Origin of the sequence: Pseudomonas sp. PONIH3 (genome assembly GCF_002934345.1) — a bacterium.
Lineage (GTDB): Bacteria > Pseudomonadota > Gammaproteobacteria > Pseudomonadales > Pseudomonadaceae > Aquipseudomonas > Aquipseudomonas soli.
Genome location: NZ_CP026386.1, coordinates 4,972,474 through 4,993,685 on the forward strand (window position 1 = coordinate 4,972,474; position 21,212 = coordinate 4,993,685).

16 protein-coding genes are annotated in these 21,212 nt (G+C 66.1%); 9 read left to right on the forward strand and 7 right to left on the reverse strand.

Annotation, left to right across the window (positions count from 1 at the left end):
* Positions 1-7: 7 nt before the first annotated feature.
* The gene (gene guaA / locus C3F42_RS23080) at positions 8-1,585 is read left to right on the forward strand and encodes a glutamine-hydrolyzing GMP synthase (RefSeq protein ID WP_038706730.1); all 1,578 of its coding nucleotides are present in this window, start codon (positions 8-10) and stop codon (positions 1,583-1,585) included.
* 65 nt (positions 1,586-1,650) lie between these two features.
* Here guaA and C3F42_RS23085 read toward each other — a convergent pair whose 3' ends face one another.
* A complete protein-coding gene (locus tag C3F42_RS23085; RefSeq protein ID WP_050704159.1) occupies positions 1,651-2,595 on the reverse strand; it encodes a helix-turn-helix transcriptional regulator in 945 nt (314 codons plus the stop codon).
* 177 nt (positions 2,596-2,772) lie between these two features.
* Here C3F42_RS23085 and C3F42_RS23090 point away from each other — a divergent pair, with 177 nt between their 5' ends.
* The 6 genes from C3F42_RS23090 (at position 2,773) to tadA (ending at position 7,994) form a co-directional block, all read left to right on the forward strand.
* Positions 2,773-3,219 carry a hypothetical protein gene (locus C3F42_RS23090; RefSeq protein WP_094011681.1) on the forward strand — a complete coding sequence of 149 codons (447 nt, stop codon included), beginning with the start codon at positions 2,773-2,775 and terminating at the stop codon, positions 3,217-3,219.
* A 2-nt stretch (positions 3,220-3,221) separates the two neighbouring features.
* Complete coding sequence (locus tag C3F42_RS23095; protein WP_104445333.1) at positions 3,222-3,881, forward strand: hypothetical protein; 660 nt, start codon at positions 3,222-3,224, stop codon at positions 3,879-3,881.
* Positions 3,841-4,539 carry a hypothetical protein gene (locus C3F42_RS23100; RefSeq protein ID WP_256586224.1) on the forward strand — a complete coding sequence of 233 codons (699 nt, stop codon included), beginning with the start codon at positions 3,841-3,843 and terminating at the stop codon, positions 4,537-4,539. The genes C3F42_RS23095 and C3F42_RS23100 overlap by 41 nt, the downstream gene beginning before the upstream one ends.
* A 31-nt stretch (positions 4,540-4,570) precedes the next feature.
* Entirely contained in the window at positions 4,571-6,043 is a 1,473-nt protein-coding gene (locus tag C3F42_RS23105) for a M48 family metallopeptidase (RefSeq protein WP_094011679.1), read from the forward strand.
* Positions 6,044-6,132: 89 nt separating this feature from the next.
* Complete coding sequence (locus C3F42_RS23110; protein WP_046854334.1) at positions 6,133-7,515, forward strand: multicopper oxidase family protein; 1,383 nt, start codon at positions 6,133-6,135, stop codon at positions 7,513-7,515.
* The gene (gene tadA / locus C3F42_RS23115) at positions 7,515-7,994 is read left to right on the forward strand and encodes a tRNA adenosine(34) deaminase TadA (RefSeq protein ID WP_038706726.1); all 480 of its coding nucleotides are present in this window, start codon (positions 7,515-7,517) and stop codon (positions 7,992-7,994) included. The genes C3F42_RS23110 and tadA overlap by 1 nt, the downstream gene beginning before the upstream one ends.
* A 104-nt stretch (positions 7,995-8,098) precedes the next feature.
* Here tadA and mltF read toward each other — a convergent pair whose 3' ends face one another.
* Positions 8,099-9,556 carry a membrane-bound lytic murein transglycosylase MltF gene (gene mltF / locus C3F42_RS23120; protein WP_023631723.1) on the reverse strand — a complete coding sequence of 486 codons (1,458 nt, stop codon included), beginning with the start codon at positions 9,554-9,556 and terminating at the stop codon, positions 8,099-8,101.
* Positions 9,557-9,778: 222 nt separating this feature from the next.
* Here mltF and purL point away from each other — a divergent pair, with 222 nt between their 5' ends.
* Together purL and C3F42_RS23130 are read left to right on the forward strand one after the other, a co-directional pair.
* Positions 9,779-13,678 (forward strand): phosphoribosylformylglycinamidine synthase, encoded by a 3,900-nt coding sequence (purL, locus tag C3F42_RS23125; RefSeq protein ID WP_038706725.1) that lies wholly within the window; start codon positions 9,779-9,781, stop codon positions 13,676-13,678.
* Positions 13,679-13,681: 3 nt separating this feature from the next.
* On the forward strand, positions 13,682-13,993 hold the full coding sequence (locus C3F42_RS23130) for an NGG1p interacting factor NIF3 (protein WP_104444959.1): 312 nt from the start codon (positions 13,682-13,684) through the stop codon (positions 13,991-13,993).
* Positions 13,994-14,073: 80 nt separating this feature from the next.
* Here the strand turns inward: C3F42_RS23130 and nagE are convergent, their stop codons facing one another.
* Genes nagE through C3F42_RS23155 form a run of 5 tightly spaced genes read right to left on the reverse strand, consistent with a single transcriptional unit; the run spans position 14,074 to position 21,160 of the window.
* Positions 14,074-15,735, reverse strand: a complete 1,662-nt coding sequence (nagE, locus tag C3F42_RS23135; protein WP_094011676.1) for an N-acetylglucosamine-specific PTS transporter subunit IIBC — start codon at positions 15,733-15,735, stop codon at positions 14,074-14,076.
* 12 nt (positions 15,736-15,747) lie between these two features.
* Entirely contained in the window at positions 15,748-18,291 is a 2,544-nt protein-coding gene (ptsP, locus tag C3F42_RS23140) for a phosphoenolpyruvate--protein phosphotransferase (protein WP_094011675.1), read from the reverse strand.
* Between the two features lie 18 nt (positions 18,292-18,309).
* Positions 18,310-19,332, reverse strand: a complete 1,023-nt coding sequence (locus tag C3F42_RS23145; RefSeq protein WP_038706722.1) for an SIS domain-containing protein — start codon at positions 19,330-19,332, stop codon at positions 18,310-18,312.
* Positions 19,329-20,417, reverse strand: a complete 1,089-nt coding sequence (gene nagA, locus C3F42_RS23150; protein ID WP_104444960.1) for an N-acetylglucosamine-6-phosphate deacetylase — start codon at positions 20,415-20,417, stop codon at positions 19,329-19,331. Before nagA ends, C3F42_RS23145 begins: the two co-directional genes overlap by 4 nt.
* A gap of 11 nt (positions 20,418-20,428) precedes the next feature.
* A complete protein-coding gene (locus tag C3F42_RS23155) occupies positions 20,429-21,160 on the reverse strand; it encodes a GntR family transcriptional regulator (RefSeq protein ID WP_038706720.1) in 732 nt (243 codons plus the stop codon).
* Between the last annotated feature and the right edge of the window lie 52 nt (positions 21,161-21,212).

Here is a 21,212-nt window from a genome sequence, read left to right on the forward strand (position 1 = left end):
TTGAGTCATGGCCCTCGACATTCACGCTCACCGTATCCTGATCCTCGATTTCGGTTCCCAGTACACCCAGCTGATCGCCCGCCGCGTGCGCGAGATCGGTGTGTATTGCGAGCTGCACCCGTTCGACATGGACGATGAAGCGATCCGCGAATTCAACCCGCGCGGCATCATCCTGGCCGGTGGCCCCGAGTCGGTCCACGAGGCCAACAGCCCGCGCGCGCCGCAGGCCGTGTTCGACCTGAAGGTCCCGGTGCTGGGCATCTGCTACGGCATGCAGACCATGGCCGAGCAGATGGGCGGCAAGGTCGAAGGTTCCGACCTGCGCGAGTTCGGCTACGCCCGCGTCGACGTGGTCGGCAAGAGCCGCCTGCTCGACGGCATCGAAGACCATGTCGACGATGACGGCGTGCTGGGCCTGGACGTGTGGATGAGCCACGGCGACAAGGTCACCCAGATGCCAGGCAACTTCAGCGTGCTGGCCAGCACCCCGAGCTGCCCGATCGCCGGCATGTACGACGATGCCCTGGGCTACTACGGCGTGCAGTTCCACCCGGAAGTGACCCACACCAAGCAAGGCGGCCGTATCCTGTCGCGCTTCGTCCAGGACATCTGCGGCTGTGAAGCCCTGTGGACCGCTTCGAACATCGTCGAGGACGCCATTGCCCAGGTACGTGCACAGGTTGGTTCGGCCAACGTTCTGCTGGGCCTGTCCGGCGGCGTCGACAGCTCGGTTGTTGCCGCGCTGCTGCACCGCGCCATCGGCGACCAGCTGACCTGCGTGTTCGTCGACAACGGCCTGCTGCGCCTGCACGAAGGCGACCAGGTGATGGCCATGTTCAAGGAGAACATGGGCGTCAAGGTGATCCGCGCCGATGCCGAGAAGCAGTTCCTCGACAACCTGCAAGGCGAAGCCGACCCTGAGAAGAAGCGCAAGATCATCGGCCGCACCTTCATTGACGTGTTCGATGCCGAGGCCAGCAAGCTGGAGAACATCCAGTTCCTCGCCCAGGGCACCATCTACCCCGACGTGATCGAGTCGGCCGGCGCCAAGAGCGGCAAGGCTCACGTGATCAAGTCGCACCACAACGTCGGTGGCCTGCCGGAGGAAATGAATCTCAAGCTGGTCGAGCCACTGCGTGAGCTGTTCAAGGACGAAGTGCGCAAGATCGGCCTGGAACTGGGCCTGCCGTACGACATGGTCTACCGCCACCCGTTCCCGGGCCCAGGCCTGGGCGTGCGTATCCTCGGTGAAGTGAAGAAGGAATACGCCGACATCCTGCGTCGCGCCGACCACATCTTCATCGAAGAACTGCGCAAGGCCGACTGGTACCACAAGACCAGCCAGGCGTTCGTGGTGTTCCAGCCGGTCAAGTCGGTCGGCGTCGTCGGCGACGGCCGTCGCTACGCCTGGGTCGTGGCCCTGCGTGCCGTCGAGACCGTGGACTTCATGACCGCGCGCTGGGCGCACCTGCCGTACGAGCTGCTGGAAACCGTCAGCGGCCGTATCATCAACGAAATCGACGGTATCTCCCGCGTCACCTATGACGTGTCGAGCAAGCCGCCAGCGACCATCGAGTGGGAATGATCCCGAGTCGCGGTTGAATGAAACGGGCCTGCATTGCAGGCCCGTTTTTTTGGGGGGGCTGAACCCTACTCAGCCCCGGGAGAATGCCCAAAATACGCCTTGTAGGCATGGCAGAAATTGGCCGGGTTGGCGTAGCCGACATGATAGGCAACCTGCGATACCTGCCAGCGACGCTCCAGCAGCAGGGCGCGGGCCAGCTCCATTCTCTGTTGCCGAACATACTGCAAGAGCGACCGACCGTATTCGTGGCTGAAAGCGCGGCGCAAGGTGGTCTCGCTCACCCCCAGCTGGCGAGCGAGTGCGGCAGCAGTGGGCGGTGCGTTCAGGTTTTCATCGAGCTGGCGGCGCGTTTCAATGGCCAGGTCGCGGCGCCCCCGGTCTTGACTCTTCTCGGCGGATCTGTGCCCGATCAGGTGGCTGGCCAGTTCCAGCAAGATGGCCAAGCTCAGGCTCTCGCAATGCAGGCGCCTGAGTCCGCCGGTATAGGGTGACAGATACAGCTGCCGGAACAGGCGGCTCACCGCTGGACACTGCGGTAGCTGGTCGAAGCGCATGCCGTCGGCGACAAGTGCCAACAGGGGCTTGAGCTGCGCGTCCTCCCGGGCCAGCTCTTGCAGGTAATCGCCGGCAATACGTACTCCGGCCATGCGGGCATGACTGTTGGCGGGCAGTTGGTCCTGCGCCTCCAGGCTTTCACCCAGGCTCAGCATGTGCAACTGGCCAGGGGCATAACTGTTGAGCCTTCCGTCCACCGTGTGCTGCCACGCCCCGTCGAACACCTGCACGATGCACAGGCTTTGCGGCAGCACCTTGTCGATCCTCAGCGGCTCTGGAAACTGCAGGTTGCAATCGAAGTATTGCAACCCGCTGTGTACCGTCTGCGCCCGATAGTGGCCGGTCGCGCTACCCATCACTCGCGCGCTGCTCGCATCCAGTACACCAGCATCAGCGAGTGACCCGGGGCTATCGAATGAAAAGTCGGTGTCGAGGTAGGGGCTGATCGATCGCATGTGCGCTTGGCATCCTTGGCTGAGGGCGGCATGGCCGCGAATGGTAACGCGTGCACATTTTCAGCGACAGCCGTTGTGCGTAGGGTGCTGTCTGTTGTGCAAGCCGGTCAGCGGGGTTGGCTAGTCGGGCCAGGCTTATTTCAATGGGCGTTTGTTTCGATTCAGGATGGAGAAGACATGCTCGCTTATCGCAAATGGACAGCCCTGGTGGTGGCTGCGTTCGCCCTGTGGCTGGGCCAGGTTCACGCTGAACAACGGCCGGAAGTGGCCGACCAGGTAGTTGCCTACATGGGGGCGCAAGGGACCAAGGTGTGGACGCTGCGTATCGGTGAACGTGCCGCCAACGAAGCGCTGGTACAAATCGAAGGCATCGATCACGACTGGAACATGCGCATCCAGAAAATGCAGGTGGAGAAGACCAGCAAGGACACCCGCTACTCCACCACCGTGGACGGCAAGAAGTACGTGGTGCTGATCATCCAGGGCAACTGGGGCGGCGAGTTGAACCTGCCGGGTGAGGCGCAGACACAGCAGGTCGGCTATTCGGAAGGGCTGTCGCGTGAGGGCAATGCCCAGGCGTTCCTTACCGATTATCTGGCAGCACAGAACACGGAGGCGCAATGATCATGAGCGAGTTCAACGACCCGCTCTCCGAACTGTCTGGCTCGCTGGGCCAGGACTACGAGCAAAGCCGTGCCGCCCAGCGCGACCGAGTGATCGCTGAGCTCAAGCAGGTAATCGAGCGCGTGCCCGAGCAGAGCGAGTTCACCAACTCCCGGCGTTACCGGATCTGGGGGCCAGTATTGTTGCTGGGTGCACTGATTATCACGGCCGTGACCTTCAATCCGGAACGCTTGGGGGCGGTTGCAGCAGGTGTCTTCATCACCTTGATCGCAGCAGCGGTGACCTGGCAACACCGTAATGCCGGTACCCAGGTCTTCATGCGCTTGACCCGCCGGCAGTTGTTCGTCGATACGCTGGATGCACCGGTAGACCTGGCGGAAGTGGAGGACGTTTCGGTCAAGGATGAAGGGCTGGTCATGGTACAGACGCTGGAAATGACCAGCGAAGCCGTCCTGCCAAAGCATCATGTGGTGAAACTGCAGTTCTTCGGTAACCAGGCCATGGTGTTGAAGAAGCCGCGGCCGCAGATCCGCATCATGTCCGCAGGCCTGGCCAGCAACGGACGCAAGCTGGGGAACGAGGAAGTGCTCGCGCTGCTGGCAGCCTACCGCGATGCGGCACATGCGCAACGGCAACTGGATCTGTTGCAGAACGATGGATAACGGCGAACGCGAAGCCCACCTCGCGTACCTGCAGGCTCAGGCTGATGGCCCCACCGATAGCTTCGTACTGCTGGAGCATTCGCTCGGCAAGGCGCTGGCATGTGCCGTGATTGGCCTGTTGTTCGGCGCGCTGGGCATATGGCTGACCACTCTGGCGGTGCGGTTCAGTCCCGGTGCCAGCAGCGGTGTCATCTGGCTGATGTCTGGTTTCGGCCTCGGCCTGGCCGGCGTCGGGGTGGCGGGGCTGGCCTGTGCCGTCGTGCTATACCGACGGCACGGCAAGCGGGTGCTGAGCGTGACACCAGATACCCTGTGCTTCGCCAACGCGCAGGCGCCGACCCCACTGGACTCCTTCGACGGCTTCGAGGTCGAGCAGGGTTACTTCACTACCCGGCTGATCTTTACCGTGTCGGCGTTCAGCCATGCACCAGTGCTGGCACCGGCCTGTTTCAGGGCGCTGGCCTCACCTGACGCGGTGGTCGTCGCGGGCGGCTTGCGCGTCAGGCTGTGGTTGTGCACGCCCGTCGTAGCCGGGCGCCGCCTTGGCCTGCAGGAACTGGTGGATCTGCTTTATGCCTATGTGCAAGCGGCCCAGGCCAGGCGTACGTTGGCGCAGCTGTTTCCGGGTGTGGCGCGTCTGGGTGAAGCGGCCAGATGAGCCTGAACGTGACCATTGGCGCTCTGGGGCAATGAAGCGCTTCGGTTGGGGCCTGATCCTGCTGCTGTTGCCTCTGGTGCTGTTTGGCTGGGGTAAAGTGCAGTACTGGCGGGCTGACACGGCGCAGGATCAGGCCCTGACCATACGGCAATGGCTGGCTGCCCCCAATGAGACGTTGCTACGCCAATTGCCGTGGGAAGCCCGCAAGGAGCTTGCCAGGCATGTCGATCCGCGGCAGGCCCTGCAGCGTCAACTGGACCTGCTCGATGCGGATCGTCTTTGGGTAAGCGTACGCAAGGTGATGGCCAGTGTGAGCTGCTGGCTGGCAGTGGCCGCTCTGCTGGCAGGCCTCTGGGCCTGGCTCAAGCTGAAGTTGGCTGCCTGGCGGGCGCTGCGCTCTGCGGCCTACCTGTATGAACGCATGATGGCCAACTGGCAGGCCTTGGGCTGTTGCTTGAGTCTCTACATGGTCATGCTTGCCGGTTCGCTGTGCCTGTTGCTGCTCTATGAGGCCAGTTCCGGAGCAAGCCGCGCAGCGCAGGGCGGCATGACGGTGCTGGTCGTGGTGCTGCCGCTGGCCTCAGTCCTGGTTGTGTGTGTTCGCCAGGTCTGGCGAATGCGTCGGCACTGGCCGCTGATGCAGTCTCCGACCGCCAGATTTCTCGCCCGCCCGCTAGGCAGGCAGGCGACGCCAGCGGTGTGGCAGTGGATCGAGACCTTGGCAACACAACTGCACGCGCCTGTCCCGGACCATATCGTGGTCGGCCTTGACCAGGGTTTTTTCGTCACCAGCGTTCCGATCCTGCTGCAGCCCGGTGGGCAGGTCCTCAGGGGGCGTACGTTGTATCTGCCTCTACCTTGCCTGGCCGCCTTGAGCCAGGCAGAGGCGGCCTCGGTCATCGGTCACGAACTGGGCCACTTCAGGCGCCGTGATACGGAGCGGGGCAGCGAAACCAGTGCGCGTTTCAGCCTGATGTGCGCGCATTATTCGGCCATGGTCGGCGACGAGGATGCTCCGCGCTGGGTGGTTCGGCCCACCTTGTGGCTGGCCGGGCAGTTCTTGCACCATTTTCAGCTTGCGGTTCATCACTGGGGGCGTGCACAGGAATTGCTGGCTGATCGGGCAGGTGCCGAGGTCGCTGGCCCGAAGCTGTTCGTACAGGCGCTGTTACGGGTGATTGCCCTGGGGCGGGTGATCGACGGCTTGTTGGTCGCCCACGGTGGCAGCAACCTTTTGCGGGCGCTGGCGGCGCACCTGCAAGGCACGCCGTTGCAACTGGGCGAGGAAGTGCTGGGGCTGGCCACTACCCATCCATTCGATACGCACCCCGACCTCGCCACGCGCCTGAACAACCTGGATATCCTGCTCGACCCACAATTGCTGCAGGCCGCCTTGCGCGTGCCGTCCGCTGATGACCAGCAGTGGTTCAATGACCTTTGTCTGGCTCCAGGCAGCACTTGTGATAGCAAGGCTGCGGGCAGCATCCAAAGAGACTTCACTTAATATTTCCCAATTGCAGGTGTATCGTATTCGCCCTTCATCGCCAGCCATGCTGGCAGCTTGATTGCGCAGAACACGAGGTACCCGCACCAATGTCCTTCACCCGTCGACAAATGCTCAAGGGCCTGACCGGCCTTGTAGTGGTAGGCCTGGGCGCCGGTGGCGCGGCGCGTTACTGGCTGGGCAAGGTCGAGGACGACAACGCCGGGCACGACTACGAGCTGATCGCCGCACCGCTGGATGTCGAGCTGGTGCCGGGCTTCAAGACCGAGGCCTGGGCCTTCGGCCCGTCGGCGCCGGGCACTGAGTTGCGGGTGCGCCAGGGTACCTGGTTGCGGGTGCGCTTCATCAACCATCTACCCGTCGAGACCACCATCCATTGGCACGGTATCCGCCTGCCGCTGGAAATGGACGGCGTGCCGTACGTGTCGCAATTGCCGGTCAAGCCCGGCGAATATTTCGACTACAAGTTCCGTGTGCCGGATGCCGGCAGCTACTGGTACCACCCACATGTGAGCAGCTCCGAGGAACTGGGGCGCGGGCTGGTCGGCCCGCTGATCGTCGAAGAGCGCGAACCGACCGGTTTCAAGCACGAGCGCACGCTGAGCCTGAAGAACTGGCACGTGGACGAGCAGGGTGCCTGGCTGCCGTTCAGCATCCCCCGCGAGGCGGCGCGCAACGGCACTGCCGGGCGGCTGATCACCATCAATGGCCAGGCCGAGTCGGTCACCGAGCTGCCGGCCGGGCAGGTGGTACGGGTGCGTCTGTTGAACCTGGACAACACCTGGACCTACCGCCTGAACCTCAAGGGCAACTGCGAGGCGATGATCTACGCCCTCGATGGCAACCCGATCACCCCGCGCCCGCTGGACGAGGAGTACTGGCTTGGCCCCGGCATGCGCATCTGCCTGGCGATCCGCATACCCGAGGCGGGCGAGGAGGTCTCGTTGCGTGATGGCTTCGTGCGCCTGGGCACCTTGCGCTCGGTGGCCAGCAGCGACGCTCCCGGCGACTGGCCCAAGGCGCTGCCGCCGAACCCGGTTGCCGAGCCGGACCTGGAGAATGCCGAGAAGCTCAACTTCAATTTCGAGTGGGTCGGCAAGGTTTCGGTGAATACCGAGAACGGCAAGCCGCCGAGCCTGTGGCAGATCAACGGCCAGGCCTGGGACATCACCGACAAGACGTGCGCCGACCGGCCCATCGCCACGCTGCAGAAGGGCAAGAGCTATATCCTCGAGCTGAAGAACATGACCCAGTACCAGCATCCGATCCACCTGCACGGCATGAGTTTCAAGGTGATCGCTTCCAATCGGCGCAAGATCGTCGAGCCGTGGTTCACCGACACTTACCTGCTGGGCAAGAACGAGCGGGCGCAGGTGGCGCTGGTGGCGGATAACCCAGGCACCTGGATGTTCCACTGCCATGTCATCGACCACATGGAAACCGGCCTGATGGCCGCGATCGCGGTGGTCTGATGCGTCCGCAGATCATCGATCGCAGCCGCGATCAGGAATTCATGCGCCTGGCCCTGGAACTGGCGGCCCAGGGCGCGGCCCTGGGCGAGGTGCCGGTGGGCGCGGTGCTGGTGCAGCACGGCCAGGTGCTCGGCCAGGGCTTCAACCGGCCGATCCTCGACAGCGACCCCAGCGCCCATGCCGAGATGGTGGCGATCCGCGCTGCGGCCAAGTCCGCCAGCAACTACCGCCTGCCGGGCAGCACCCTGTACGTGACGCTGGAGCCGTGCAGCATGTGCGCGGGGCTGATCGTCCATTCGCGGGTGGCGCGGGTGGTCTACGGCGCGCTGGAGCCCAAGGCAGGGATCGTGCAGAGCCAGGGGCAGTTCTTCACCCAGAGCTTTCTCAATCATCGGGTGATGTACGAGGGCGGGGTGCTGGCCGAGGAATGCGGCGCGATACTCAGCGAGTTTTTCAAGGCTCGGCGGGCCAAGGGCTAACCTGCGCCGGCCTCATCGCTGGCAAGCCAGCTCCCACAGGATGGCGCTCGGCTTTAGAAGGGCGATCAAGGGAGCTGGCTTGCCGGTGAAGTGGTCTTGAAGACTCACATCGGCGCCGCTTGCTCCGCTGGCTTGTCCTTGTTCACCGCAGGCACATGCAGGTTGCCCTCGGCCACCTGGCCTTCGAGCTGCGGTTGCGTGACCCAGGTGAGGATGTCGTAGTAGCGGCGGATGTTGGCGACGAAATGCACCGGCTCACCGCCCCGGGCATAACCGTACTTGGTCTTGCTGTACCACTGCTTCTGCGACAGGCGCGGCAGCATCTTCTTCACGTCCAGCCACTTGTTCGGGTTCAGGCCTTCGCGCTTGGCCAGGGTGCGGGCGTCTTCCAGGTGGCCGCTGCCGACGTTGTAGGCCGCCAGGGCGAACCAGGTGCGGTCCGGCTCCTTGATGCTGTCGTCGAGCTGGTCCTTGACCAGCATGAAGTACTTGGCGCCGCCCTGGATGCTCTGCCGGGGGTCCAGGCGGTTGGACACGCCCATGGCCTGGGCGGTGCGCTGGGTCAGCATCATCAGGCCGCGCACACCGGTCTTGGAGGTGACCTCCGGCTGCCACATCGATTCCTGGTAGCCGATCGCGGCCAGCAGCCGCCAGTCCACCTGTTCGACCTTGGAGCTGGTCTTGAAGTGTTTCTCGTACTTGGGCAGGCGTTGCTGCAGGTGCTGGGCGAAGGTGTAGGCGCCGACGTAGCCCAGCACATCGACATGGCCGTAGTAACGGTCCTTCAGGCGTTGAAGCGTGCCGTTCTTCTGCGACTTGTCGAGAAACTCGTTGATCTCGTTGAGCAGGCTGTTGTCTTCGCCGGCGGCCACCGCCCAGCGCTGGTCACGGGTGTCGCCCAGGTCGAAGGCCACGCGCACGTTGGGGAAGTAGACCTGGTTCATGGCCAGTTCGTTGGAGTCGACCAGGGTCAGGTCGATCTGGCCTTCGTCGACCATGCGCAGCAGGTCGACCACTTCGACGGCGTCGGATTCTTCATATTCCAGCCCCGGATACTGCTTTTTCAGCTCGGCCAGCTGGTCGGCGTGGCTGCTGCCCTTGAGCACCATGATCTTCTTGCCCACCAGGCCCTTGGCATTGGTCGGGCGCGAGCGGCCGTTGCGGTAGATGACCTGCGGGGTCACCTCGAGATAAGGGTGGGAGAACTTCGCCTGGCTGGCGCGTCGCTCGCTGCTGACCAGGCCGGCGGCGGCCAGCACCGGGCCGGAGGGTTTGCCCAACTGGTCGAACAATTGGTCGAGGTTGTCGGCGGTCTCGATCTCGAGTTTTACCCCCAGGTCATCGGCGAAGCGCTTGACCAGTTCGTACTCGAAACCGGTTTCGCCGTTGCGGTCCTGGAAGTAGGTGGCCGGGCTGTTGCGGGTAATCACGCGCAATACGCCATCCTCCTTGACGCGCTCGAGGGTGCTGGGTTTTTCAACGCAGGCACCGAGCATCAGGAAGAGTCCGGTTGCGAAGAGCCATTTGGCGCAACGCTGGCGCAAAGCAGTGTGGGCGAACATAGGGTGCAGTATACGCAAAGGACTGCCGGCGCCATATCTCGACAATAGGTGGCTTGTCTGGTAGCAGGCGCTGTGACGGGAGTGGCGCAAGGGGTGATTTTTTGACCCCTGGGTCCGGTTCCACCGCCCGGCAGCATTGGCTTAGAGCGGGTGCCGAAAGCCTGCGAATTAGGCTAGAATGCACGGCCTCCAAGCACACCCCTTCCTGAGGCTGTCCCGACGATGTTGATCCTGCGCGGCGCTCCTGCCCTTTCTGCCTTTCGCCACGGTAAATTACTCGAGCAACTGAGCCAGAAAGTCCCCGCTGTTACTGGTTTGTATGCCGAATTCGCCCACTTCGCCGACGTCGACGGCGAGCTGACCGCCGACCAGCAGCAGGTGCTGGGCCGTCTGCTCAAGTACGGCCCGAGCGTGCCGGTACAGGAGCCGAGTGGCCGCCTGTTCCTGGTCGTGCCGCGCCTGGGCACCATCTCGCCCTGGGCATCCAAGGCCAGCGACATCGCCCACAACTGCGGCCTGCAGTCGATCCAGCGCCTGGAGCGCGGCATCGCCTACTACGTAGCCGGCAATATCAATGACGCCGACGCCCAGGCCATCGCCGCCGAGCTGCACGACCGCATGACCCAGCGCGTGCTGGGCAAGCTGGAAGACGCCGCCGACCTGTTCAGCCACGCCCAGCCCAAGCCGATGACCTCGGTCGACATCCTGGCCGGTGGCCGCGCCGCCCTGGCCCAGGCCAACATCGACCTGGGCCTGGCCCTGGCCGAAGACGAGATCGACTACCTGGTCGCCGCCTTCCAGGGCCTTGCGCGCAACCCGAACGACATCGAACTGATGATGTTCGCCCAGGCCAACTCCGAGCACTGCCGCCACAAGATCTTCAACGCCAGCTGGGACATCGACGGCCAGGCGCAGGAGAAGAGCCTGTTCGGCATGATCAAGAACACCTACCAGATGCACAGCGAAGGCGTGCTGTCGGCCTACAAGGACAACGCCTCGGTGATCGTCGGTTCGGTGGCCGGGCGCTTCTTCCCGAACCCTGAGACCCGCCAGTACGGCGCGGTGCAGGAGCCGGTACACATCCTGATGAAGGTCGAGACGCACAACCACCCGACCGCCATCGCCCCGTTCTCCGGCGCCTCCACCGGCTCCGGCGGCGAAATCCGCGACGAAGGCGCCACCGGCCGTGGTGCCAAGCCCAAGGCCGGGCTGACCGGTTTCACCGTTTCCAACCTGCGCATCCCCGGTTTCGAGCAGCCTTGGGAAAAGCCGTACGGCAAGCCCGAGCGCATCGTCGACGCCCTCGACATCATGATCGAAGGCCCGCTGGGCGGCGCCGCGTTCAACAACGAATTCGGTCGCCCGGCCCTGACCGGCTACTTCCGTACCTTCGAGCAGGGCATCAACACCCCGCACGGCGAGGAAGTCCGTGGCTACCACAAGCCGATCATGCTCGCCGGCGGCATGGGCAACATCCGTGAAGACCATGTGCAGAAGGGCGAGATCACCGTCGGCGCCAAGCTGATCGTGCTTGGCGGCCCGGCCATGCTGATCGGCCTGGGTGGCGGCGCCGCTTCGTCGGTTGCCACTGGCGCCAGCTCCGCCGACCTGGACTTCGCCTCGGTGCAGCGCGAGAACCCGGAAATGGAACGCCGTTGCCAGGAGGTCATCGACCGCTGCTGGCAGCTGGGTGACAAGAACCCCATCGCCTTCATCCACGACGTCGGCGCTGGCGGCATTTCCAACGCCTTCCCCGAGCTGGTCAACGACGGTGGCCGCGGTGGCCGCTTCGAACTGCGCAACGTGCCCAACGACGAGCCGGGCATGGCCCCGCACGAGATCTGGTCCAACGAATCGCAGGAGCGCTACGTGCTGGCGGTCAGCGCCGAGGACTTCGAGCGCTTCCAGGCCATCTGCGAGCGCGAGCGTTGCCCGTTCGCGGTGGTCGGCGAGGCCACCGAAGAGAAACACCTGACCGTTACCGACAGCCACTTCGACAACACCCCGGTGGACATGCCGCTGGACGTGCTGCTGGGCAAGCCGCCGCGCATGCACCGCTCGGTCACCCGCGAAGCGGAGCTGGGCGATGAGTTCGACCCGAGCACCCTGGAACTCAAGGACTCGGTCGAGCGCGTGCTGCGTCACCCGGCCGTGGCCAGCAAGAGCTTCCTGATCACCATTGGCGACCGCACCATTACCGGCCTCGTGGCCCGCGACCAGATGGTCGGCCCGTGGCAGGTTCCGGTGGCCGACTGCGCCGTCACCGCCACCAGCTTCGACGTCTACACCGGTGAAGCCATGGCCATGGGCGAGCGTACCCCGCTGGCCCTGCTCGACGCCCCGGCGTCCGGGCGCATGGCGATCGGCGAGACCCTGACCAACCTGGCCGCCTCGCGCATCGAGAAGCTGTCCGACATCAAGCTGTCGGCCAACTGGATGTCCGCCGCCGGCCACCCGGGCGAAGACGCCCGCCTGTACGACACCGTCAAGGCCGTCGGCATGGAGCTGTGCCCGGAGCTGGGCATCACCATTCCGGTGGGTAAAGACTCGATGTCGATGAAGACGCAGTGGAGCGAAGCCGGCGAGCAGAAGAGCGTCACCTCGCCGATGTCGCTGATCATCACCGGCTTCGCCCCGGTCACCGACATCCGGAAGACCCTGACCCCGCAGCTGCGCATGGACAAGGGCGAGACCGACCTGATCCTGATCGACCTGGGCCGTGGCAAGAACCGAATGGGCGCCTCGATCCTGGCGCAGACCCACGGCAAGCTGGCCGCCCAGGCGCCGGACGTCGACGACGCCGAAGACCTCAAGGCGTTCTTTGCCGTTATCCAGGGCCTGAACGAAGACGGCCACCTGCTGGCCTACCACGACCGTTCCGACGGTGGCCTGCTGACCACCGTGCTGGAAATGGCCTTCGCCGGCCACTGTGGCCTGGAGCTGGAACTGGGCAACCTGACCAGCAAGCGCGAGAAAGTCGCCGCCATCCTCTTCAACGAAGAGCTGGGCGCGGTGATCCAGGTCCGTCAGGACGCCACGCCGGATGTGCTGGCGCAGTTCAGCGCCGCAGGCCTGGGCGAAGATTGCGTCGCGGTGATCGGCCAGCCGATCAACAACGGTGAAGTGCTGATCAAGTTCGAAGGCGAAGAGCTGTTCAAGGGCGACCGTCGCCTGCTGCAGCGCCAGTGGGCCGAGACCAGCTACCAGGTCCAGCGCCTGCGCGACAACGCCGACTGCGCCGACCAGGAGTTCGACGCGCTGCTCGAGGAAGACAACCCAGGCCTGTCGGTCAAGCTCGGCTACGACGTCAACGAAGACATCGCCGCGCCGTACATCAAGAAGGGCGTGCGCCCGCAAGTGGCGATCCTGCGCGAACAGGGCGTCAACGGCCAGGTCGAGATGGCCGCGGCCTTCGACCGCGCCGGCTTCGCCGCCGTCGACGTGCATATGAGCGACATCCTGTCTGGTCGTGTCGATTTCGAAGCGTTCAAGGGCCTGGTGGCCTGCGGCGGCTTCTCCTACGGCGACGTGCTCGGTGCCGGTGAGGGCTGGGCCAAGTCGGCGCTCTTCAACGCCCGTGCCCGCGATGCCTTCCAGGCCTTCTTCGAGCGTACCGACAGCTTCGCCCTGGGCGTGTGCAACGGTTGCCAGATGATGTCCAACCTGCACGAGCTGATCCCGGGCACCGAGTACTGGCCGCACTTCGTGCGCAACCGCTCGGAGCAGTTCGAAGCCCGTGTGGCCATGGTCGAGGTGCAGAAGTCCAACTCGATCTTCCTGCAGGGCATGGCCGGTTCGCGCATGCCGATCGCCATCGCCCACGGTGAAGGCCATGCCGAATTCGCCAGCGAAGAGGCACTGCTGGAAGCCGACCTGTCCGGTTGCGTGGCCCTGCGCTACGTCGACAACCACGGCAAGGTCACCGAAGCCTACCCGGCCAACCCGAACGGTTCGCCGCGCGGGATCACCGGCCTGACCAGCCGCGACGGTCGCGTGACCATCATGATGCCGCACCCGGAGCGTATGTTCCGCGCCGTGCAGAACTCCTGGCGCCCGGATGAGTGGCAGGAAGACGCGGCCCTGATGCGCATGTTCCGTAACGCGCGGGTGTGGGTGAACTAAGGCGTGTACAAGCTCGCCTTCTTCGTCCCCGACAGCCATGTCGAAGTGGTCAAGGCCGCTGTGTTCGCCGCCGGTGGCGGGCGCATTGGCGACTATGACCACTGCGCCTGGCAGACCCTCGGCCAGGGCCAGTTCCGCCCGTTGCACGGCAGCCAGCCGTACCTCGGGCAGACCGGTCAGGTCGAGGTGGTCGAGGAATGGAAGGTGGAGCTGGTGGTGGCTGATGCGCTTATCGCCCAGGTGGTCGCTGCGCTCAAGCAGAGCCACCCGTATGAAACGCCTGCCTATGATGTCTGGCCGCTGGCCGATTTCTAGGAAAGCGTTGAATGACATCGCGGGGCAAGCGCGCTCTCACGAAGCAAATTCGTGGGAGCGCGCTTGCCCCGCGATGCTTTTCAGCCTTGCAAGGCGGCGCCCAGCGCAGGCGCCTTGCCACCCACCAGCAGATGCCAGACGCCACCCGCCTGCAGACTCACTCCCAGGCATCCCAAGGCGGCCAGGTGATCCTGTTCCACCTTGCTCTCATCCCTGACTTGCACCCGCACCCGGCTCGAGGCCACGCACTGCGCTTCCAGCAGATTGTCGCGCCCGCCCAGGGCCTGCAGCCATTCATCCACGACGACCGTCTCGGTGACCACGGCGGCCTTCTCGGCCACCGCTGCCGTCACCCGCGCATGGGGTAGTTCACCACGGATCTCATCGGCCAGCGCATCGGCCATCGGCCCCACCACCACTTGGAGGCTGCCGCCGCTGCCAGGCCGTACCACCGCCATGGCGCCGAGGGCTTTCAAGGCCTGGTCTTGGGCCAGGCCGCGATCGGCAAGTACCAGGCGCAGGCGCGTGGTGCAGGCGTCCACCCCTTGCAGGTTGGCCGCGCCGCCCAGTGCGTCGATATAGCGCCGGGCCCTGGGCACCTCCGCCCCGGCCGCCGCTTCGTTGCCGGGTTGCTCCTCGCGTCCCGGCGTCTTGAGGTCGAAGCGGCGGATACAGAAGTCGAACACGAAGTAGTAGACCACCGCATACAGCAGGCCTACAGGGAACACCAGCCAACCATTGCTGGAGCGCCCCCAGCCCAGGGCCATGTCGATGGCGCCGCCGGAGAAGGTGAAGCCCAGGCGGATGCCCAGCAGGTCGCAGACCGCCATGGACACTCCGGTGAGCAGCGCGTGGATCAGGTACAGCAGCGGCGCGAGGAACATGAAGGCGAACTCGATCGGCTCGGTCACCCCGGTCAGCGCCGAGGTCAGCGCCATCGACAGCAGCACGCCACCGATCAGCTTGCGCCGGGCCGGCAGGGCGTGGCGATACATGGCCAGGCACGCGGCGGGCAGGCCGAAGATCATCACCGGGAACATGCCGGCCATGAACTGCCCGGCGTTCGGGTCGCCGGCGAAGAAGCGCGCCAGGTCGCCGGTGACCACCTGGCCGCTGGCCGCCTGGAAGCTGCCGAAGACGAACCACACCAGGTTGTTGAGGATGTGGTGCAGGCCGGTGATGATCAGCAGGCGGTTGAGCACACCGAAGAAGAACGCGCCGATGCTGCCGCTCTCCAGCATCAGTTGGCCGAGGCTGTTGATGCCGTCCTGGATCGGCGGCCAGACCAGGCCGAACAGCAGCCCGAGGAACACCGCCGACACCCCGGTGGCAATCGGCACGAAGCGCCGGCCGCCGAAGAACGCCAGGTAGTCCGGCAGCTGGATGTCCTTGAAGCGGTTGTACAGGCCACCGCCGAGCAGACCACAGATGATCCCGGCGAGCATGCCCATGTCGATCTTCGGGTCGATCACCTTCAGCGTCGCCACCAGCACCAGGTAGCCGATGGCTCCGGCCAGGCCGGCGGTGCCGTTGTTGTCGCGGGCGAAGCCCACGGCGATGCCGACGGCGAAGATCAGCGCCAGGTTGGCGAAAATCGCTTGCCCTGCGTCATGCACCAGGGCGATGTCGAGCAGGTCGGTGTCGCCCAGGCGTAGCAGCAGGCCGGCGATGGGCAGGATGGCGATGGGCAGCATCAAGGCGCGGCCGAGCCGTTGCAGGCCCTGGATGAAGTGCTGGTACATGGTGCGCTCCGATTATTGTTGTAGGGCCGCGGCGGCGGCCGGTTGGGCGTGGGACTGGGCGGTGAAGTCGCGGCAGGCCTGGCGCACTGCGGCGGCGCTGGACAAGCCCAGCAGGCCTTGGCTGAAGCGGCGGCAGGCGGCGGCATCGAGCTGGCGCACCTGCGCCTTGATCTCACCGATCTGCGGCGCGCTGACCGACAGCTCGGCCACCCCCAGCCCTATCAGCACCGGCGTGGCCAGCGGGTCGGAGGCCAGCGCACCGCACACGCCAACCCAGCGCCCGTGCTTCGCCGCGCCCTGGCAGGTCAGCTCGATCAGGCGCAGCAGGGCGGGGTGCAAGGCATCCACCCGCGCAGCCAGCCCGGCGTGGTCGCGGTCCATGGCCAGGGTGTACTGGGACAAGTCGTTGGTGCCGATGGAGAAGAAATCGGCATGTTCGGCCAGGCGCTCGGCGAGCAGCGCCGCGGCGGGCACCTCGATCATCACCCCCAGCTCGGCGCGTTGCCCGATGCCCAGCTCGCCGGCCAGCCGGTCCAGGCGCTGGCGGATGGCGATCAGCTCGTCGACTTCGGTCACCATCGGCAGCATGATCCGGCAACGCTGTTGCGGGCTGACTTGCAGCAACGCGCGCAACTGCTGGTCGAGCAGTTCCGGGCGCACCTGGCCCAGGCGGATGCCGCGCAGGCCCAGCACCGGGTTGGCCTCGGCCGGCAGGGGCAGGTAGTCGAGCTGCTTGTCGCCGCCCACATCGATGGTACGGATGATCACCGGGCGTTCGGCCATGGCATCGAGCACGGCCTGGTAGGCGCTGCGCTGCTCGGCCTCGTCCGGCGCGGTGGGGCGGTCGATGAACAGGAACTCGCTGCGCAGCAGGCCGATGCCGTCGGCACCTTGGGCCAAGGCCTCGGCGGCTTCCTCGGCACTGGCGACGTTGGCGGCAACCTCGATCACTTGGCCATCGCGGGTGCGGGCGCTTTGCTGGGCGGCGGCCCGCTGGCGTTGGCGGGTTTCGTGGCGCTGTTGCACATGACGCTGCACCTCGGCCAGGCGCTGCGCATCAGCCTCGGTTTCCAGGCGGCCCTGGTCGGCGTCCAGCACCAGCGGCGTGCCGGCGGGCAGCTCCAGCAGCGCTTCGCCCACGGCCACCAGGCACGGCAGGCCGCGGGCGCGGGCAAGGATGGCGACGTGCGAGGTGGCGCCGCCGGCGGCCATGCACAGCCCGGCGACCTCGTGGCGGGCCAGTAGCAGCAGGTCGGAGGGCGTCAGTTCATGGGCGACGACAATGGCCGAGGGCGGCAGGCGCAGTTGCCGGGTTTCACCAAGCAAAGCGCGCAGCACGCGCTGTTGCAGGTCGTACAGGTCGTTGGCGCGCTCGGCCAGCAACGGGTTGCCCAGGCTGCGCAGGATCTGGCACTGGGCATCGATGGCACGGCTCCAGGCATGGCTGGCGGCGACGCCGTTGGCGATATGCTGGCGGGCGTCGCCGAGCAGGGCCGGATCGTCGAGCAAGGCCAGGTGGGCCTCGAGGATCGCGGCCGCGTCCTCCTGGCCGCGCGGCAGGTGGCGCCAATCACGGTCAATGGCGTGGCGCACTTCGGCCAAGGCCGAGTTCAACGCCTGGTGCTGTGCGGCGGGATCGTTGTCGCCGTTATCGGGCGGCAGGCTGACCCCGTCCAGCCGGGCCAGTGGCCCTTGGGCCAGCCCGGGGGCGGCGCAGACACCGGTAAGCATGCCGGGCCCGGCAGCGGGCTTGGGCATGGCGGTGCTGGTCGGCGCGTGCGCGGCATGGCGCTCACCGACCGAGGCTGTCTGCACGGCGGCGGTCAACGCCAGCAGCGCGGCCTGGCTGTCTGGCCCGGTGCAGATCAGTTCGACTTCGGCACCTTCGCCAACGCCCAGGCCCATGACCGCCACCAGGCTGTCGAGGTCGGCCTCGCGCTCGGCGAAGCGCAGCACGGCATGGCTCTGGAAACCTTGCGCAGTCTGGCGCAGCAAGGCAGCGGGGCGGGCGTGCAGGCCGCCGTGATGAGCGACCCGGGCGTGACCGCGCGCGCTTTCATCGCTGACCGGCCGGGCCTGCGCTTCGTGACCTGTGGCCTCGACCTCCAGTAGCGCCGCGCCCAGCTGCGCAGTGCCTGCCTCCAGTCGCCTCAGGCCAAAGCCAGGGCCATTGCTGATCAGCATCACGGTGACCAGGCTGACACAGTGCTGCGCCACCAGGTCCATGTCGAAGCGCACCAGCGGCTGGCCTTGGCGGACTTGGTCGCCCAGCGCCACCAATGGCGAGAAGCCACGGCCCTGCAGTTGCACGGTGTCGACACCGATATGCAGGAGGATTTCCGCACCGTTGGCCGCGCGCAGGGTCAGCGCGTGACCGGTGCGGGCCAGTTGCACCACCTCGCCGGCACACGGGGCGTGCAGCACGTCGTTGAGTGGGTCGATGGCGACGCCGTCACCGAGGGTGGCGCTGCTGAACACCGGGTCCGGCACCTGCTCCAGCGGCACCAGCGGCCCGGCGAGCGGGGCATGGAGGATGATCTTGTTATTGTCGGGCATGCGCTGTTCCTCGCGGCTTCACTGCGTGCAGGTCACTTTGCTCAGGTGGCGCGGCTGGTCGGGGTCGAGGCCACGGGCCTCGGCCAGGGCCGCGGCCATGACGTAGAAGCTCTGGATCGCCAGCAGCGGGTCCAGGGCCGGGTGTTCGGCGCAGCTCAGGGTGAGGTCGCGCCCGGCGATATCGGCCGGCGCCGCCAGCAGCACATGGGCGCCGCGCTGGCGCATGTCGGCGGCCAGTTGCAGCAGGCCCGCCTGCTCGACGCCGCGCGGGGCGAACACCAGCAGCGGGTACTGGGCGTCGATCAGCGCCATGGGGCCGTGGCGCACCTCGGCGCTGCTGAAGGCCTCGGCCTGGATCACCGAGGTTTCCTTGAGCTTGAGGGCCGCTTCCTGGGCGATGGCAAAGCCGGCGCCACGGCCGATCACCATCAGCCGTTCGGCATCGCGCAAGGTATCGAGGGCCGGGCTCCAATCCTGGGCGGCGGCTTCACGCAATTGCGCGGGCAGGGCAAGCCCGGCTGCCAGCAGGGCGCGGTCCTGGCCCCAATGGGCGACCAGGCGGGCGCTGGCGCTCAGGGTGGCGACGAAGCTCTTGGTCGCCGCCACCGATAGTTCGGGGCCGGCGCCCAGCGGCAAGTGATGCTGGCAGGCCTGTTCCAGCGGCGAGCCCTCCGCATTGACCAGCGATACGGTAGTCGCGCCGCACTGGTTCAGGCGACGCAGGCTGTCGACCAGGTCCGGGCTCTGCCCCGACTGCGAGAAGCCCAGCGCCACCTGGCCGCGTACCCGCAGCGGCGCCTGCTGCAAGGTCACCACCGACATCGGCAGCGAGGCCACTGGCAGGCCGAGCTGCTGCATGGCGACATAGGCGAAGTAACTGGCGGCGTGGTCCGAACTGCCCCGGGCCACGGTCAGCGCCACCTGCGGGTCGAGCCGGCGCAGTTGTTCGCTCAGGGTTTCCAGGCGCGGGTCCAGTACCTGGTTCTGTCGTTCGACGACATCGGCGCAGCTACGAGCTTCTTCGAGCATCCTTGAGCTCATGCGGTTTCTCCTTCGACCATCACGGCGGTCAGGTTCAGTTGGCGATCGAGCAGCACCGTGTCGGCCCAGGCGCCCGGTTGCAGGCGGCCACGGTCGGCGATGCCGAGGTAATCGGCGGGGTAGCGGGACAGGCGCGCGGAGGCCTCGGCCAGGGGCAGGCCGATCTTCACCAGGTTGCGCAGGGCCTGGTCCATGGTCAGGGTGCTGCCGGCCAGGGTGCCGTCGGGCAGGCGCACGCCGCCCAGGCACTTGGTCACGGTGTGGCTGCCCAGGCGGTATTCGCCGTCGGGCATGCCGGCGGCGGCGGTGGAGTCGGTGACGCAGTACAGGCACGGGATCGCGCGCAGGGCCACCTTGATCGCCCCAGGGTGCACGTGCAGCAGGTCGGGGATCAGCTCGGCGTAGCGGGCGTGGGCCAGGGCCGCGCCAACGATGCCCGGCTCGCGGTGGTGCAGCGGGCTCATGGCGTTGTACAGGTGGGTGAAGCTGCTGGCGCCGGCCTCCAAGGCCGCCACGCCTTCCTCGTAGCTGCCCAGGGTGTGGCCGATCTGCAGGCGGATGCCGCGCTGGCTCAAGGCCTGGATCAGCGGCAGGTGCCCGGCGATTTCCGGGGCGATGGTGATGACCTTGATCGGCGCCAGGGCCAGGTACTCCTCGACTTCGTCGAGCAGCGCCTGGTGGGCGAAGTTCGGCTGGGCGCCGAGCTTGCCGGGGTTGATATATGGGCCTTCCAGATGAACGCCGAGAATGCGCGCGCCCTGGCGCGGCTGCTTGAGGTGCTCGCCCAGTTCGGCGAGCACGCGGGTCAGCTCCTCGCGGGGCGCGGTCATGGTGGTGGCCAGCAGCGAAGTGGTGCCGAAACGCCGGTGGGTACGGGCGATGGTGGCGAAGGCGTCGCCGCCCTGCATGATGTCGCTGCCCCCACCACCGTGCACGTGCAGGTCGATGAACCCGGGCAGCAGATACGGCAGGTCGTTGGTCTGCGGGTCGCACGGCGTACCCTCGATGGCCCGGATGCGGCCGTTTTCGAGGTGCAGTTGTCCGCGCACCCAGCCGTCGGGGGTGAGGATGTTGGCGATGTCCATGGGGGCTCCGGTCAGCGTCGCAGTTCGGCGACGAAGTCGTAGTAGTCGTTGCGGCAGTAGGTGTCGGTCAGTTCGATGGCGGTGTTGTCGTCGAGGTAGCCGATCCGGGTCATCAGCAGCATGGCGGTGCCGGGTGCGATGCCCACCTGGGCGGCCAGTTCGTCGCTGGCGTTGATCGCGCGGATATGCTGCAGGGCGCGCACCACCGGGCGGCCGAGCTGGTCGAGGTGCTGGTACAGCGAATCGCCGATGGCCTGCGGGTCGCCGAGCAGGCGGGCGGGCAGGGTGCTGACCTCCACCGCCATGACGATGTCGTCGGCCTTGCGCAGGCGCTTGAGGTGGGCCACCTGGTCGGTGGGCGACAGGCCGAGGCGGATCAGTTCGTCGCTGCTCGGCGTGCCGATGCTGCGCTCCAGCCACTGCGAGCTGGGCACGAAGCCTTTCATGCGCAGCATTTCGCTGAAGCTCGACAGGCGCGACAGGGGTTGTTCGAGGCGTGGCGTGATGAAGGTGCCGGAGCCCTGGATGCGCTGGATCAGGCCTTGTTCGAGCAGGACTTCCAGGGCCTTGCGCGCTGTGACCCGGGAGATGTCCAGGGTTTCGCTGAGGGTGCGCTCCGAGGGCAGCGCCTGGTCGGCGGTCCACTGGCCGGCATGGATGGCCTGCTCCAGGTTGCGTGCCAGCTGCAGGTAGAGCGGGGTGGCACTGGTGTCGTCGGGGCGCAAAGCGGTTAGAGGACGCATGGGCGGTGTCCGGTATTGTTGTGGGATGAAAATTAATACCACTTTAATACCA